The sequence below is a fragment of the Chitinophaga sp. W3I9 genome, assembly GCF_050434025.1.
Taxonomy (GTDB): Bacteria; Bacteroidota; Bacteroidia; order Chitinophagales; family Chitinophagaceae; genus Chitinophaga.
This window is the reverse complement of sequence record NZ_JBNPWC010000001.1, coordinates 7,098,787-7,115,783: the sequence shown is the minus strand read 5'-3', so window position 1 is coordinate 7,115,783 and position 16,997 is coordinate 7,098,787. Positions and strand designations below refer to the sequence as shown.

Sequence of the window (16,997 nt, the reverse complement as noted above, 5' to 3'; positions counted from 1 at the left end):
GTTGAGAAAGAAAATATTACGGATGTACATTATCCTTCATTTATTATTAATTTCCCGTTAATTGGTAATTCCTATTTTTTAAATTACCTTTGCACCGGAAAAATAGCGACAAAAAACATTATTATTACTTATTATTTTTAAAGATGTCTTACTTAACTGTTGAAAAGAAAGCCAATATTTTTAAGGAATTTGGTGGAAGCGAAAAAAATACAGGCTCTGTGGAAGCACAAATCGCACTGCTGACTGAGCGTATCAACAGCATTTCCGGTCACCTGAAACAAAACAAAAAAGATTTTTCTACCCACCGTGGTTTGATGAAGATGGTTGGCCAGAGAAAGCGTTTGCTTTCCTATTTATCTAAAACCAACCTCACAGGCTACCGTGCCCTCATTGAGAAGTTAGGTATCAGGAAATAACCATGACTTAATTATAGCGCTATTCCCAACTTATATGGTTGGGAATAGTTTTTTTGTATGTATACCTTTTGTTATTCTTTAGCGATCAAAAAAGAATAATTTTATTTTTAATCCTCACTTTATTATGAATCTGACACCTATTTCAGTGAAATTCGATATAGGAGACGGTCGTATGGTGACCATCGAAACCGGCAAGTTGGCCCGTCAGGCTGACGGTGCCGTTACGGTGCGTTTAGGGAATTCAATATTGCTGGCCACCGTGGTAGCAAATAAAGAACCCAAACCAGGCCAGTCTTTCTTCCCCCTTACAGTTGATTACCAGGAAAAGTTTGCATCCGCCGGCCGTATCCCTGGTTCTTTTTTCAAGCGTGAAGGCCGGTTGTCTGATTCCGAGGTACTTATTTCCCGTTTGATTGACCGCGCTCTGCGTCCCCTGTTCCCCGATAATTATTTATGTGAAGTACAGGTACTGGTGTCCCTGATTTCATCTGATCCCGAAGTAATGCCCGATGCACTGGCCTGTCTGGCTGCATCTGCTGCATTGGCTGTATCCGACGTTCCCATCCAGGAAATTATTTCTGAATGCCGCGTAGCGCGCATCGATGGTAAATTCGTGATCAACCCTAACCGTACTGAACTGGCTAAAGCCGACATGGACTTCATCATCGGTGCTACCGATAAGAACATCATGATGGTGGAAGGTGAAAGTAAAGAGTGCCAGGAAGAAGACCTGATCCTCGCTATTGAAGCAGCACATGCTGCGATCAAAGTGCAGGTTAAAGCACAGGAAGAACTGCGTGACCTGAAAGGTGTAACCGGCAAACGTGAATACGCACAACCTCATCAGAACGAAGAACTGAAAGCAAAAATAGCAACTTTTGCAAAAGATAAAATTTACCAGGTAGCTAAGTCAGCTTCAGCCAAGCACGATCGCAGCGATGCGTTTGCTGCCATCGGTACCGAACTGAAAGAACACCTGGGTGAATTACCGGAAGAAGACCAGCCACTGGTAAAAGAATATCTGCATGACCTGGAAAAAGAAGTGATCCGCAACATGATCCTGGATGAATCCGTTCGTCTGGATGGCCGTGCACTGGATCAGGTTCGTCCGCTGGCAATGGAAACAGATATCCTGCCTTCTCCTCACGGTTCCGCCCTGTTTACCCGTGGTGAAACACAGTCGCTGACTACCGTTACACTGGGTACTCCGGAAGATGAACTGCTGATCGAAAGCGCAGCCGTTTCCAACTATTCCAAATTTATCCTGCACTACAATTTCCCTCCATTCTCTACAGGTGAAGTGAAAATGATGCGCGGTCCCGGCCGCCGTGAAGTAGGACATGGTAACCTGGCCATGCGCTCCCTGAAGCAAATGATGCCAGGCAGCGACTACGCTTACACTGTAAGGGTGGTTTCTGATATCCTGGAATCAAATGGTTCTTCCTCCATGGCTACCGTATGTGCTGGTTCGCTGGCACTGATGGACGCTGGTGTGCCCCTGCCTAAACACGTTTCAGGTGTGGCAATGGGTCTTATCTCCCGCGCTTCCGATGGTAAATGGGCAGTATTAACCGACATCCTCGGTGATGAAGATCACCTGGGTGACATGGACTTTAAAGTAACCGGTACCCGCGATGGTATTGTGGGTATACAGATGGATATCAAAGTAGATGGTTTAAGCATGGATGTAATGCGCTCTGCACTGGCCCAGGCCAGGAAAGGCCGCCTGCATATCGTGGAAGCCATGTACGAAGTAATGCCGGCTGCACGTCCTGAACCAAAACCACATGCACCACGCATGGAGAAGATCATCATCGACCGTGAATTTATCGGCGCTGTTATCGGACCCGGTGGTAAAATTATACAGGAGATCCAACGCGAAACCGGTACTACCATCAACATCGAAGAAGTTGGTGAAACCGGTGAAGTAAGTATCTTCTCCGCTCAGAAAGAAAGTCTCGATAAAGCAGTTGCATGGGTGAAAGGAATCATTGCAATACCTGAAGTAGGTGAAGTATATGAATCCGTTGTAAAATCCATCATGCCTTACGGTGCTTTCGTGGAGTTCATGCCTGGTAAACAAGGCTTGCTCCACATCTCCGAAGTTTCCTGGAAACGCCTGGAAACAATGGAAGGTGTGCTGACAGAAGGCGAAAAAGTAAAAGTAAAACTGACTGGTACCGATCCTAAAACCGGTAAGTTTAAGCTGAGCCGCAAAGTGCTCATGCCTAAACCGGAAGGTTACGTAGAAAGACCAGAACGTGAAGAGCGTGGCGACAGAGGCGACTTCCGTGATCGTGGAGATCGTGGAGACCGCGGCGGTGATCGTGGAGACAGACGTGGTCCCCGTGACGACAGACGTGGCGGTGATGACAGACGCGGTGGCGGCGAGAGACGTGATTTCAACCGCGACGGTAACCGTGGTGGCGGAAATTACAACGCCGGTCCTGATAAACCTCAGGAGCCTACCTTTGATGCCGAATAGGCGCTGTTATAGCTAGCAGATAACTGGAATTAAATACAAAAGAAAGCAGTCACCCAGGTGGCTGCTTTCTTATTTTTATGACAAGGTGGTTTATCTCCTGGTCAGTTGCTCTACACGGAAAGTGCTTTCCCTGAAAATTTCGCGGCCGCTGTTCAGGCGAAACACCCGGTAATTATTGCCATCCACCGGTTCGGCAATCATCTTATAAGCAGGTTGCAGCGCTTTGGTACTCCTGTCTATCACCCGTACTTCCCCGCCAGCCAGCAGGTCTGGCATAATTTCTTCCACGTAGGGGAGCATAATACCGCCATCTTCTGCCCACAACATATTCATTTTACCGGTACTGTAGCTGAAGTCCTTGTTGGCAGTGTCTTCCAGGTAGCAATAAGCCTTGCGGAAATGATTGCCCATATCTATGGCATTCAGGTGTGCAAACTGCACGCTGTTAAATACCTTGTTACTGTATTTACTGTTGCGCAGGGTGGAATCCATACCCGTCATATATTCCGTGAGATGCTTCCGGTCAAAGATCAATGTTACATTTTCAGTCTGGTAAATGATGGAATCTGTGATAGGTTCAGGAGGCCGTACTTTAATTACCTGGGCCATTCCCGACAGGGACAACGCCACGCCGGTGAGCAGGAGGAACAGTGCTTTCATAGGATATATGATATGATTTATTAATCAAATATAACAATTTTTAATATTGAGTGATGATTTTAGCTGCGGATGGGGTGTCAAAACGCTGAAAGCTAGCAGCTAATGGCTATATTTGCTGCCTATGTCTTACATTGCTATTACCATGCGGGCCGGCGCCGCACAAACAGACCTGCTGATTGCCCAATTATCTGAGCTGAAATATGAAGGGTTTGAGGAGCAGCCGGATACGCTGATTGCTTATATTCCTGCCACTGACTTTGACGAGGCCGTATTGCAGCAGCAATTGGAAGCCTACGGGGTAACCTATACAAAAGAAACGATTTTACCGGTGAACTGGAATGCCCTGTGGGAAAGCAATTTCCAACCGGTGCAGGTAGATAATTTTTGTGGTATCCGGGCGGAGTTTCATCCGCCATTTGATCCGCAGCCCGCATATGAAATTATTATTACGCCTAAGATGGCTTTTGGTACGGGGCATCATGCTACCACGGCCTCTATGATAAAGCTCATGGAGCCGCTGGATTTTAAGGGCAAAAAGGTATTTGATTTTGGTACCGGAACCGGTATCCTCGCCATCCTGGCGGAGATGATGGGGGCTGACACGGCGGATGCAATTGACTACGACGAATGGTCCGTAAATAATACGTTGGAGAACATTGCTGCCAACGGGATGAACAAGGTAAAAGTATGGCAGGCGGACAACCTTGAGGCAATTACCGGAAAATATGATATATTGCTGGCAAATATCAACTATAACATTTTACTGAAATTTATGGGAGATATGGGGCATTTGTTAGTGCCGGGGGGCAAATTACTATTGAGCGGCATCTTACCTACGGATGAAGAAAACATTGCAGCGGCCGCGGTTTCAAAAGGATTTATCATGGAGAAACGGATCGAAAAAGACAACTGGCTGGCGCTCCAATTTTCTGTACCGGACTCAAAATAGATTAAAACTTACATATAAACAGCGTTGATAATCCAACTTTTGTGTTATAATCTTTTCTAATATTCTCTCTATTTTAACACAGAATTTGTTATCTTAGCATTCCTAACTTGTAGTGATGATAGAAATTTTATTGCTTTTTTGTGCTTATCTGATAGGATCTGTTCCTACAGCTGTTTGGGTGAGTAAAGGCGTTTTTGGTATGGATATCCGGGAGTATGGCAGCGGCAATGCCGGCGCCACCAATACATTCCGGGTGCTGGGGCCTAAAGCGGGTACTTTTGTAATGGTAGTAGACATGCTGAAAGGTGTGTTAGCAGTACGTTTAGCTTATCTGGCTCCTTATTATCTTGATCCTGAACATCTTACTCAATTGGTGAACCTCCAGATCGGCCTGGGGCTCGCTGCAGTGGTAGGTCATATATTCCCTATCTGGGCAAACTTCAAGGGCGGTAAAGGAATTGCTACCCTGTTCGGGCTGGTGCTTGCCATACAGCCGTTGGTAGCTTTATGCTGTGTGGGTGTATTTTTAATGATCCTTTTTTTAACGAGATACGTTTCTCTCAGTTCTATTATTGCCAGTATCGCTTTCCCGATCCTGATCCTCTATATCTTCAATGAACCTGAAATCTTTTATCGCATATTTGCTATTGCTGTAGCTTTAATGGTGGTGTTAACCCATCAGAAGAATATCACGCGGCTGTTGAAAGGTGTAGAAAGTAAAGTGCCGTTATTCAAGAACAGAAAAGACAAGAACTAGTTACAGTTATATATTAAAGCAGGAAGCAAAAAGCGACAGCCATAAAAATGTGCATGCTTTTTGCTTTTTGCTTTTTGCGTTTTCGCATATTTAAATTGATGCTCCCATGAAAAAGTATGTTTTATTCTTTACTGCAAGCCTCGCATTGGCGGCCTGTTCTCGTGTACCCATCACCGGCCGTAGTCAGCTGAACCTCGTTCCTGAAAGCACGATGCAATCAATGGCTGTGCAACAATACCAATCATTTTTGTCTGAAAACAAAGTAGTGGCGCAAACTGCCAGTAAAGACGCTGAGATGGTGAAAAGAGTGGGGCAGCGCATTGCGTCGGCTGTTACCAGGTACATGAACCAGAATAATATGGGGGGTGAAATATCCAGCTATAAATGGGAATTTAACCTGGTAGATAACAAAGAAGTAAATGCCTGGTGTATGCCCGGCGGTAAAGTAGTGGTGTATACAGGTTTGCTGCCCGTAACCCAGAATGAAACTGCCCTGGCCTGTGTAATGGGACATGAAATAGCACATGCCATTGCGCGTCATGGTAACGAACGTATGAGCCAGGGACTGGTAATGCAGGGTATCCAGGTAGCCGGCGCTGTAGCGCTGAACAAGAACCCTACCGCGGTAAACCTTTTTAACCAGGCATTTGGCGTAGGCGGCAACTTAGGTACACTCGCCTTCTCCCGTGGTAATGAGCTGGAAGCCGATCACCTGGGAGTAATATTCATGGCGATGGCCGGTTACAATCCGCAGGAATCAATTCCTTTCTGGCAACGCATGGCCAGTATGAGTAAAGGTCAGAAACCACCTGAACTCCTGAGCACACACCCCAGCGACGCTACCCGCGTACAAAAATTACAACAGCTGATGCCGGAAGCAATGAAGTATTATACACCGGCGAAAGCATAGGGTCTTTAAAAAGCAACGGGCTGGTAATGTAGTATTACCAGCCCGTTTTCTTTATATCTTCCCTTATTCCGTTATAATCTCAATTACCTTCTTATTTTTCTGCACCTTCATCTTCTCGGGCACATGTGCCAGGATTTCTTTTTTAAAGGCTTCTATCAGCGCCTGTTTAATAAAGTGACGATGGGTTACCAGGCTGATTTCCCTTACCGGTTCCGGCGCCTTGAAATAGCGGACCATGTTCAGTTGCCGGGAGGAGAGATCCTGTAACGACAGCTCCGGTAAAATTGTATAGCCTTCGTTGAGATCTACCATTCTTTTCAGCGTTTCCACACTGCCGGTATTGTATTCCAGGTTCTTGTTATCGCCCATGGTAAATTTATCCTTACAGATATTCAACACCTGGTTACGCATGCAATGCCCTTCATTGAGCAGCCACACATCTTTGATATCCAGCTCGTCTGTTTTTACGATTTTTTTCTCGTATAAAGGATTGCTTTTAGCAGTGTACACCACAAAGGACTCATAAAATAAAGGATGTTCTTCCAGGTGCGGGTTATGCAGGGGAGTGGCCAGCAAACCACAATCCAGCAGTTCCTGTTTCAGTTGCTGCATAATTTGCTCGGTAGGATATTCCCATATTTCCAGGCGCACCTTCGGATATTTTTTCATAAACCCGGTGAGGATACGGGGAAGCAGGTAAGGCGCCAATGTAGGAATGATGCCTACTTTCAGATTGCCTTGTACTTCCTTTTTCTGGTCTGCTATAATTTCACGGATGCGTGCATTTTCCTTAATGATGATCCTGGCCTGGGCAACCACGGATATACCTATTTCAGTAGGGACTACCGGTAATTTGCTGCGATCAAACAGTTTAATGCCTAACTCATCTTCCAGCTTCTGAATCTGCATGCTCAGCGTTGGCTGGGTTACAAAGCACTTCTCTGCTGCTACTACAAAACTTCTGTATGTATCTACCGCAACAATGTACTCCAATTGAACTGTCGTCATTTCCTGTAAGATTGTGCAGCAAAGGTATAAATAAAATCTATAGGAAGACGTTAAAACCTATAAAAGCAACGGGGGGTAGTGAAATCCTTCACTACCCCCTGTTGCTTTTATAGTAATATGTTTAACTAGAATATCCTGTAACGGTATTTGATTTTTTCTGTATTGCTATACAGTTCCCTGATATTGATAGACGCCTGGATTTCTCCTACTGCTTCTGTTTTCAGGTTCCTGAACTCCGCCTGTTTGGCATCGATGATGCTTTTATCAGCCAAGCCGTTGTCCTGGGCTATTTTCAGCGAGTTGTTTACTTTAGTATAGTAAGAATCCAACAGCGTGAAATATTCGTTATAAAGATTTTCAAATCGCTTGGTTTGTAAAACCAGGTCTTCCAGCTGGTTGTTTACTTCTTTCAGGGAAGAATTTTCGCGCAGCAGGGATTCATAATCGATCCGTTTGCCTTTGGTATATTTCTCTTCCAGTTTCGCGAAGTAATCAACTACCTTTTCTTTCTTAAAATCAAAAAAGTATTCATTCATCGTTTGGCTCAAACCCTGATTCCCTTTCTGTGGAGCAGGGAATTTAAGGGAAGTGGCAGTAAACGAAAGATGATCAAACAGGTTATCCTGTAACAGGCTTAGCTGATCTTTATTAAAGTTCAGGCCATATTCAAATTTCTGGTTGGCATCATTCAATGCGGTGTAGTACACTACATATTTGTTCAGCTCTTTTTCGAAATCCTGTAATGACTTCTGGTTAATCTGTTTGTTGTTCACACTCACACTGTGCAGAAAGTTCATTACTGAGTTGGCAATCGCCAGCGGAGGAGTGAGGGAGGTAAAGCTCTGGAAAATAGGACTGTTGATGATGGATTTGGTAGACTCTACAATTTTAGAATTCTTCTCTCCTTTATCTCCTTTATTTTTCAGGATGATCTTTTCCACCAGCTCTACAATACGGTCGCTCAAAGAAAAGCCCAGCGCTTTACTTTCCGGGTTATTCAGGGAGGTGATGAAAACATCGAGGTTATTGGTCGTAGTACGCGACTTCAGATCGATAATTTTCTTATTCAGCAGATAATACGTTTCACTGGCATTAATGATATTATTTTTTATCAGGTCGTACTTCGTGATATTATCTATTTCCTTTCCCTGTAACAGGGCCTGTATAGCGGTAGAGTTTTGTTTGTCATTGTCGGTGATCCGTTGTACATCTTCCAGCAGTTTGCGGATAGTGGTATCCTGGGTTTTGATAACAGGAGACGTGGTGCTTTTCAGTTCCGGGTCCTGTGCATAAGCTGTCTGGAAAGTAAAAAGTAAAACAAGAGGGGCTGGTAGCACTTTAATCCATCTGGTCGTCAGGAATTTTTGAGCCAGGTGTACTAACGGTAATGACTCATCGGGCTTGCTGGTCAAGCGTTTATCGTGCCTCATTTCCGTTGGTAGGTGTTTTAACATATTGTTTTTGCTTTTTGTTAACAAAAATTTAAGAAAATATGATGCCAAAAACATCATCAGGCAAAGATAAATAATTAATAACAGTTAAAATTAAATCATGATAGGTGGTGTCCGGAATGCATTTTCCGGATATATTTTGAATTATCAGCAGGTGAGTTACCTTTGCTGCCAAATTTGATCCACTTTCATGCTTAATAACAAAAAGATAGTGGTTGTATTACCGGCCTACAACGCAGCACTTACGCTGGAAAAAACATTCCGGGAAATCCCTTTTGACATAGTTGATGATGTAGTGCTGGTAGATGATGCCAGCAGAGACGATACCCTTGAAGTCGGCAAGCGGCTGGGGATTCAGCACCTGATACGCCACGACAACAACAAGGGTTATGGCGGTAATCAGAAGTCATGCTACAATAAAGCACTGGACCTGGGAGCTGATATTGTGGTGATGCTGCATCCCGATTATCAGTATACACCAAAGCTCATTACAGCGATGTGCAGTATTATTGCCAATGAGGTGTACCCGGTGGTTTTTGGGTCCAGGATTCTTGGAAAAGGCGCCCTGAAAGGGGGAATGCCGATGTACAAATACATATTTAATCGTTTCTTAACATTGACACAAAACATCCTGATTGGTCAGAAGCTGAGTGAATATCATACCGGCTACCGTACTTTTTCATCGGAAGTATTGCGTAATATCAACTACATGGCTGATAACGACGATTTTGTATTTGATAATGAAATGGTTTCGCAGATATTTATGAAAGGATACGATATTGCAGAAATTACCTGTCCTACCAAATACTTCGACGAGGCCTCCAGTATCAATTTCAAACGCAGCGCCATTTACGGGTTGGGTGTTTTGAGAGTATCACTGCAGCATCGTTTGCATATGTGGGGCATCGTAAAAGGAAAGATCTATTAAAAAATAATTTAGCAGTGGGTTTAGCGCAACAGTATAATTTAGCCGGAAAATACCTGAAGTATTATTTTACCTCAGGCAATCGTCACGACGTACATTCTCCCTTTGTATTTTCACTGATCGAGGATGTATTGCTGGATAAAAAACAGCAGCCGGCTTTCCGGGAAATAGAACAGTTGCGCAAACAGTTGCTGCAAAGTAATGAAACGCTCCAGGTAACCGACCTGGGCGCCGGGTCGCTGATATCAGCCGGTAATGAACGCCGCGTAAAGGATATTACCCGCTACGCAGCAAAACAGCCTAAATTCGGGCAATTCTTCTACCGGTTGATACAATACCTCCAGCCGGCCCGTATTCTTGAACTGGGTACTTCTATGGGGCTTTCTACAGCGTATATGGCAAAGGCCGCCCCCCATGCCCGCATTTATACCATTGAAGGCTGCCCGAATATAGCAGCCAGGGCCGCCAAGAATTTCGAAGCGCTTCATATCAAAAACATCACGCAGGTAACCGGAAATTTTGATACTGTGTTACCGGATGTGTTAAAACAAATGCAGTTGCCTGATTGGGTGTATATCGATGGCAACCACCGCAAGGAACCCACGCTGGCTTATTTTGAGCAATGCCTGCAGTTTGCAGATGAATACTCTGTTTTTATCTTCGACGATATCCACTGGACGCCTGATATGGAAGCCGCCTGGCATACGATACAGGAACATCCGCAGGTAACCATGACCATCGACCTCTTTTTTATCGGGTTGGTATTTTTCCGGAAAGATTTTAAAGTCAAGCAGCATTTCACCCTGAAATACTGACTTTGCCGTAGTATATTGGGAATAAAAATACCCCGTTATGCGTTACCTTAAATTATTCTTCCTGGCCTGCGCGCTCACCGGTAGCCTGGTGGCGGCTGCACAGGACGATCTTTCCCAGTACAGCAGGGAATCGTTTATCCGTAAGGGTGATACCCTCCGCTACCGTCTGCTGCTGCCCGCCAACTATAACCGTCACAAAAAATATCCGCTGATCGTTTTCCTGCATGGGTCCGGTGAAAGAGGCAGTGACAATAACGCGCAGCTGCTGCATGGCGGCGCCATGTTCCTGCGTGATACCATCCGCGCCAATTACCCGGCATTCGTTGTTTTCCCGCAATGCCCTGCCAATCAAACCTGGGCGCCCATGAAATTTGTGCGCGACAGCACCGGTAAGGTAATCCAGGCAGATTTTCCGCTGGAGGGCGATCCTACACCGCCCACCGCCTTACTCAACCAATTACTGGATAGTTTACTCGCCGGCGGAAAAGTGGATACCAAACGGGTGTACATCGGCGGTTTATCACTGGGTGGAATGGGCACCTTCTACGAAATCACCAAACGCCCCGATATATTTGCAGCTGCATTTCCTATCTGTGGCGCCGGCAACGTAGAGGCGGCGGACAGGTTTGCTAAAAAAGTGCCGGTGTGGATCTTTCATGGCGGCGATGATAAAGTAGTACCGGTAGAAGCCTCCAGGGCGTATGACGCCAAACTGAAAACGCTTGGTGCAGAAGAAAAATATACAGAATACCCCGGCGTGGGTCACAATAGCTGGGATAATATGTTTGTGGAACCAGGCGTAATGCCGTGGTTGTTTCAGCACCGTAAAAAATAAAATATACAGCGGATCGCCTCGTAAAGCGATCCGCTGTGTTTAAAAACAATTAGTTGCCTCCCAGCGCACGATATAGCGATACCATTCCCTGGTACACATTCCGGCGCGTACTAACCAGCGCCAGCTCCGCTTCCAGTACACTCTTCTGTGCAGTAATCACTTCCAGGTAATTGGCATATCCGGTGGTAAAAAGAATGTTAGCGGTAGACACAGCCTCCTGCAATACCAGTACTTCCTTGCTTTTCAGCGCATAGGCTTCCTGCTGGTTTTCCACTTTATTTAAGGCGGAAGCTACTTCCTGGTAGCCATTTACAATTGCCTGCTGGTATTCGTAGAATGCCGTCCAGGCATTGGCGGTACTGATATTGTATTGTGCCTGTATCTGTTTTTTATTGAAGATGGGGGCGGTTAAATTGCCTACAGCGCCCCATGCGATAGACGCGGGTGACTGGAACAACAGTCCTGCTTTGAAAGCGTTAAAGCCCGCATACGGTGTGATGGTAAGTCCGGGTAAGAAGGCAGCACGCGCAGCTTTTACATCTGCTTTTGTAGCAGCCAGCTCCAGCTCTGCACGCTGTATATCCGGGCGTTGCAATAACAGGCTGGCGGGTATCCCTTTTTTAATCGCTTCCGGCAACGCCTGCGCGTCTTTTACCGTGCTGCGTACAATTGGCTGTGGCAGCCTCCCCAGCAGGGCGTTGAGCTGGTTTTCCAGGGAAGCGATTTCCTGTTTTACGCCATATTCCAATGCCTGTGTACTCAGCAACTGGGCGGTGAATTGTTGCACTGCCAGCTCGGTGGCGCGTCCGCCGGCTTTTTGAATATGCACGGTAGCTACCGCCGTTTCCTGCAATTTGATATTGCGTTGTATAATAGCCAGCTCGTTGTCCATCGCAGTGAGCTCGTAATACAGCCCGGTAACGCCTGCCACTATTTGCGTGGTGAGCAGGCGGCGTCCCTGTTCACTGCTGAGAAAGCGTGCATAAGTGGCCTGGCGCTGACTTTTCAGTTTCCCCCAGAGATCTATTTCCCAGCTGCTTCTCAGGCCGGCAAAATATTCAGGTGTGGGGCTGGGAATGCGTTGGTCTTTACTGATATTGGGCGACAGGTTGGTATCGAAATTACCAACGCCATTGAGCGTATAATCTGCATACTTATCCACACCGGCTGACAAGGCAAGGTTCAGCGATGGCAGCCAGGCATTTTTAGCCATCATCAGGTTGGCCTGTGCCGTAGCTACACGCTGTGCGGCGGAGAGCAGGTCGTAGTTGTTACGCAATGCGGTATCAATAAGGCTTCGCAAGTTCGGATCATTGAACACCTGTGCAAAATTGTGCAGCGAAATGGTATCACTGTTATTGCCTGATACAACGGGAACGCTTATACGTTCTGGCAGCGACAGTTCTTTTTGTGTGCTGCAGGCCACTGTTGCAGTGGCCATCGCCGCATATAAGGTGTATTGATATATTCGTTTATTCATTGGTGTAATCTTTTAGTTCAACGGTTTTTTTCCTGATCATGGAAGCAAACAGCACATATAATCCGGGTATGATCAGTACACCGAAAATGGTTCCGATGAGCATGCCACCGGCTGCGGCGGTACCAATGGAACGGTTACCCATGGCGCCTGCACCGGAGGCAATACACAAGGGTATTAACCCGGCAATGAAAGCGAAAGACGTCATGAGAATAGGGCGCAGCCTGGATACGGCGCCTTCTTTAGCTGCGGCCAGGATGGTAGCCCCGTGTTTGTTTTTCAGGATCGCAAATTCCACGATGAGGATGGCGTTTTTACCAAGTAACCCTATCAGCATTACCAATGCTACCTGTGCGTAGATATTGTTTTCCAGGCCCAGTAACTTCAGGGAAAGGAACGCGCCGAAAATACCGGCAGGTAATGATAGCAATACTGGCAGCGGCAGCAGGAAACTTTCGTATTGGGCGGCGAGCAAGAGGTATACAAACACCAGCACAATGATGAAAATGTAGAAGGCCTGGTTACCGGAAAGGATCTGCTCTCTCGTCATACCACTCCATTCATAGCTGTATCCCCTGGGCAGCTCTTTGGCGGCTACTTCCTGTACGGCGGCAATGGCCTGGCTGCTGCTGAATCCTGGTTTGGCGTCGCCATTGATCATAGCGGCAGTGTACATGTTATAGCGTGTCAGTTGTTCCGGTCCGTATACACGTTCCAGTTTTACGAAGTCGGAGTAAGATACCATTTCGCCGCGGTCATTTTTTACATAGAGGCGCAGCAGGTCATCGGGTTTGGTGCGGTAGGAAGGATCCGCCTGCACCATTACCTTATACATTTGCCCGAAGCGGATGAAGTTGGATGCATAGAAACTGCCCATTAGTGTTTGAAGGTTGCTCATGGCATTTTCAATACTCACGCCTTTTTTCGCCGCCATCGCCTGGTCTACGTGGATCAGGTACTGAGGGAATTCCGCATCAAAACTGGTGAAGGCGCTGCCTATTTCCGGGCGTTTTTTCAGCGCGTCGATGAACTGGTTGGTGACCTGCGCCGTTTGCCGGAGATCGCCGGTGCCGCTGCGATCGAGCAGCCGCAGTTCAAACCCGCTGGAGTTACCGAATCCCGGAACGGTAGGCGGCGGGAAAAATTCTATGCTGGCATCTGCAATACCGGCTGTTTTCTTTTGTAATATTTCATTGATATCCTGAACAGATGCTTTGCGGTCGTCCCAGGGTTTCAGGTTCACCATGCCCATACCATAAGAGGCGCCGGCTACTTCGTTTACCAGGCTGTATCCCGCAAGTGTGGATACAGATTCCACTTCTCCCAGTTCAGCGGCAATGGCCTGCACCTGGTCCAGTATGGCTTCGGTACGTTCCACGGTTGCGCCCGGGGGAGTAGTCACGTTTACATAGATCATGCCCTGGTCTTCCGTAGGAATAAACCCGGAAGGCAGGATGGCGCTAACACCCCAGGTAGCGGTGAAGAAAAACACCAGGCAGGCCAGCGTGATCAATCTCCTGCCGGCGATGAAGCTGATAAGCTTCGCATATTTATTTTCGGTAGCATTATAGCCTTTGTTGAAACCGTTAAAGAAGCGCTGCAGCAGGCTCTTTTTGCGGGGTTTGCCATGTGTATCTCTGAGCATGATGGCACAGAGTGCAGGCGTTAACGTTACTGCGTTGATACCTGAAATCACAATGGAAATGGCCAGTGTGAGAGAGAACTGCCGGTAGAATACACCCACCGGGCCGGACAAAAATGCTACCGGTATAAACACAGCGGACATAACGAGGGTAATTGCCACCAGCGCTCCGCTGATCTCTTTCATAGCGGCCAGCGTGGCTTCCATCGGAGGCAGGTGTTCCTCGCTCATTTTCACGTGAACGGCTTCCACCACCACAATGGCATTGTCTACCACGATACCGATAGCCAGCACCAATGCAAACAGCGTAAGCAGGTTAATGGAGAAGCCCATCATCTGCATAAACGCCAGCGTACCAATCAGCGCTACCGGTACTGCAAGCGCCGGGATGAGGGTGGAGCGGAAGTCCTGCAGGAAAATAAATACCACGATAAATACCAGCAGGAATGCTTCAAATAAAGTTCTCACCACTTCGTGGATAGAGGCGTCGAGGAAGCGGGATACATCGTAGTTGAAATTGAAGGTCATGCCCGGAGGAAAGGAGGAATTCTTCATTTCTTCCATTTTTGCCTTCACATTGTTAATTACTTCACGTGCATTGGAACCGGGGCGTTGTTTGAGCATGATGGAAGCAGAAGGCTTGCCATCCGTTTTGGAAACCATGCTGTAGGTAAGCGAGCCGAATTCCACATCGGCTACATCTTTGAGATGCAGCACGGAACCATCCTGGCCTGCCCGCAGCACAATTTGCTGGTACTGTTCCGGCTCAAAAAATTTACCGGTATAGCGTAATACATATTGCAGCATCATCGCGTTTTTATCAGAGCTTTCGCCGGTTTTACCGGGCGCCGCTTCAATATTCTGTTTGCGGATCGCCTGGATCACTTCATCCGCAGATACGTTGTAAGCCAGCATGCGATCGGGTTTCAGCCATACGCGCATGGCGTATTCCTTGGCGCCCATGATTTCCGCACGGCCTACACCGTCGATACGTTTTAATTCCTGTAGTACGTTGATGTCGGCAAAGTTGTAGATAAACTGTTCATCCAGGGTAGTGTCCTCGCTCATTACGTTGAGGTATAACAGCATGCTGTTCACTTCTTTTTCCGTGGTAACGCCGGCCTTGATTACTTCTTCCGGTAGTTCATCAATAATAGTGGCCACGCGGTTTTGCACGTTAACAGCGGCCTGATCGGGGTCGGTACCTACCTGGAAGAATACCTGTATCACGGTGATCCCGTCGTTACTGGATACAGACGACATATACGTCATACCCGGTACCCCGTTGATGGCCCTTTCCAGCGGTGTAGACACTGCCTTGGCAGATACTTCGGCGTTGGCACCGGTATATTTAGCCGTTACCGTTACCGAAGGCGGTACAATATCGGGGAACTGGGTGACCGGCAAGGTGAATAGCGCAAGCAGGCCTACCAGTGTGATAATAAGCGATATGACCAGTGATAGCACTGGTCTTTTTATAAAAGTTTCAAACATTGTTCCGTGATTTCAGCTCAAAAGCTGTGTGATTATAAACTGAGTAAACTATCCATGGCAACGCCGCGTGGTGAAATCCGGATACCATCGCGGATGTTGCGTACACCTTCGCACACAATACGTTCTCCGGGCTGAAGTCCGGACTGAACAATATAAAAATGTGCAAAGCGGGCCTGTGGAGTAAAGTTTCTCATTTTCACTTTGTTGCTGCCGTCTACCACGAACACATAGTTTTTGTCCTGCATTTCGAATACTGCTTTTTGCGGGATGATTACGGCGCTGTCTATTTCAGTGGTAAGACGAACTTTACCGCTGGCGCCATGTTTCAGCAGCTTGGAAGGATTGGGGAACCGGGCGCGGAAGGCAATGGAGCCGGTATTTTCTTCAAATTCACCTTCTATGGTTTCTATTTTACCGGTATGGTGATAATCGGTGCCATCAGCCAGTACCAGCGCTACCTGGCGGTAGCTGTTGTCGCCTTTGGCCAGCGCTTTATTATACTGAAGGTATTCTGTTTCCGATACGTTGAAGTATGCATAAATTTCGCGTGTATCCGATACCGTAGTAAGCAGGGTGCCTTCACTGATGAGGCTTCCTTTCTTTAAAGGGATACGGTCGATGATACCATCAAAAGGTGCGCGAATGCTGGTGTAAGACAGCCGCATTTCCGCATTGGCGGCGGCAGAGCGGGCTTCTTCTATTTTTGCCTGGGCTGCGGCGAGCTTTGCACTGGCTACTTCCAGTTCGGAGGGCGCTACTACTTTTTTCTCCACCAGTAATTTTACGCGGTCCAGTTCCAGTGCGGCGGCCTTGCTTTCTGCAACCACGCTGCTGAGAACGGCTTTTGCTTTGGCCAGTTCAGCCCGGTATTCCGCGTCATTGATCCCGAAAAGCAGTTGTCCTTTTTTTACTTCCTGTCCTTCGTCAATAAATATTTTATCAAGAAAGCCGTTGACACGAGCGCGTATTTCCACATTTTGTACTGCCTGAATATCTGTTACATAAGAACGGTGCAGTACTGTATCTTTTGTTACCAGTGTGGTAACCGGCAAAACTTTCAGATCCTCTTTGTTGGTGCTTTCTCCTTTGGTGGCGCAACCAGCCATGAAAAGAGCGATCAGCGATGTTAAAATCCCTGTATATTGACGCATAGCAATAAGATATTGATCCCGG

At 46.8% G+C, this 16,997-nt stretch carries 14 protein-coding genes; 8 read left to right on the top strand and 6 right to left on the bottom strand.

Annotated features, from left to right (window positions below; genetic code table 11):
* The first annotated feature begins 143 nt into the window (after window positions 1-143).
* A complete protein-coding gene (rpsO, locus tag QFZ51_RS28750) occupies window positions 144-416 on the top strand; it encodes a 30S ribosomal protein S15 (RefSeq protein WP_079470431.1) in 273 nt (90 codons plus the stop codon).
* Between the two features lie 124 nt (window positions 417-540).
* A complete protein-coding gene (locus QFZ51_RS28745) occupies window positions 541-2,901 on the top strand; it encodes a polyribonucleotide nucleotidyltransferase (RefSeq protein WP_429050840.1) in 2,361 nt (786 codons plus the stop codon).
* Between the two features lie 90 nt (window positions 2,902-2,991).
* Here QFZ51_RS28745 and QFZ51_RS28740 read toward each other — a convergent pair whose 3' ends face one another.
* A complete protein-coding gene (locus QFZ51_RS28740; RefSeq protein ID WP_370912413.1) occupies window positions 2,992-3,561 on the bottom strand; it encodes a hypothetical protein in 570 nt (189 codons plus the stop codon).
* 121 nt (window positions 3,562-3,682) lie between these two features.
* On the opposite strand from QFZ51_RS28740, the gene prmA reads away from it, so the two are divergent.
* From prmA to QFZ51_RS28725, 3 genes are all read left to right on the top strand, one after another.
* Window positions 3,683-4,510, top strand: a complete 828-nt coding sequence (gene prmA, locus QFZ51_RS28735) for a 50S ribosomal protein L11 methyltransferase (protein WP_429050839.1) — start codon at window positions 3,683-3,685, stop codon at window positions 4,508-4,510.
* A gap of 115 nt (window positions 4,511-4,625) precedes the next feature.
* A complete protein-coding gene (gene plsY, locus QFZ51_RS28730) occupies window positions 4,626-5,267 on the top strand; it encodes a glycerol-3-phosphate 1-O-acyltransferase PlsY (protein WP_429050838.1) in 642 nt (213 codons plus the stop codon).
* A 106-nt stretch (window positions 5,268-5,373) separates the two neighbouring features.
* Entirely contained in the window at window positions 5,374-6,177 is an 804-nt protein-coding gene (locus QFZ51_RS28725; protein ID WP_429050837.1) for a M48 family metallopeptidase, read from the top strand.
* Between the two features lie 63 nt (window positions 6,178-6,240).
* Here the strand turns inward: QFZ51_RS28725 and QFZ51_RS28720 are convergent, their stop codons facing one another.
* Window positions 6,241-7,185, bottom strand: coding sequence for a LysR substrate-binding domain-containing protein (locus QFZ51_RS28720; protein ID WP_429050836.1), 945 nt, complete (start codon window positions 7,183-7,185; stop codon window positions 6,241-6,243).
* A 125-nt stretch (window positions 7,186-7,310) separates the two neighbouring features.
* Entirely contained in the window at window positions 7,311-8,615 is a 1,305-nt protein-coding gene (locus QFZ51_RS28715; RefSeq protein ID WP_429050835.1) for a hypothetical protein, read from the bottom strand.
* 211 nt (window positions 8,616-8,826) lie between these two features.
* Between QFZ51_RS28715 and QFZ51_RS28710 the strand changes: the two genes are divergently transcribed.
* The 3 genes from QFZ51_RS28710 to QFZ51_RS28700 are packed head-to-tail and all read left to right on the top strand — an operon-like array spanning window position 8,827 to window position 11,211.
* A complete protein-coding gene (locus QFZ51_RS28710) occupies window positions 8,827-9,564 on the top strand; it encodes a glycosyltransferase family 2 protein (RefSeq protein WP_370912419.1) in 738 nt (245 codons plus the stop codon).
* Between the two features lie 14 nt (window positions 9,565-9,578).
* Window positions 9,579-10,376, top strand: coding sequence for an O-methyltransferase (locus QFZ51_RS28705; RefSeq protein ID WP_429050834.1), 798 nt, complete (start codon window positions 9,579-9,581; stop codon window positions 10,374-10,376).
* 37 nt (window positions 10,377-10,413) lie between these two features.
* Window positions 10,414-11,211 carry an alpha/beta hydrolase-fold protein gene (locus QFZ51_RS28700; RefSeq protein ID WP_429050833.1) on the top strand — a complete coding sequence of 266 codons (798 nt, stop codon included), beginning with the start codon at window positions 10,414-10,416 and terminating at the stop codon, window positions 11,209-11,211.
* Between the two features lie 49 nt (window positions 11,212-11,260).
* On the opposite strand, the gene QFZ51_RS28695 is transcribed toward QFZ51_RS28700, so the two are convergent.
* From QFZ51_RS28695 to QFZ51_RS28685, 3 genes are read right to left on the bottom strand one after another with little or no spacing between them, the layout of a single operon-like run.
* The gene (locus QFZ51_RS28695; protein ID WP_429050832.1) at window positions 11,261-12,691 is read right to left on the bottom strand and encodes a TolC family protein; all 1,431 of its coding nucleotides are present in this window, start codon (window positions 12,689-12,691) and stop codon (window positions 11,261-11,263) included.
* On the bottom strand, window positions 12,684-15,824 hold the full coding sequence (locus tag QFZ51_RS28690; protein ID WP_429050831.1) for an efflux RND transporter permease subunit: 3,141 nt from the start codon (window positions 15,822-15,824) through the stop codon (window positions 12,684-12,686). The genes QFZ51_RS28695 and QFZ51_RS28690 overlap by 8 nt, the downstream gene beginning before the upstream one ends.
* A 32-nt stretch (window positions 15,825-15,856) precedes the next feature.
* Window positions 15,857-16,975, bottom strand: coding sequence for an efflux RND transporter periplasmic adaptor subunit (locus QFZ51_RS28685; RefSeq protein ID WP_429050830.1), 1,119 nt, complete (start codon window positions 16,973-16,975; stop codon window positions 15,857-15,859).
* Between the last annotated feature and the right edge of the window lie 22 nt (window positions 16,976-16,997).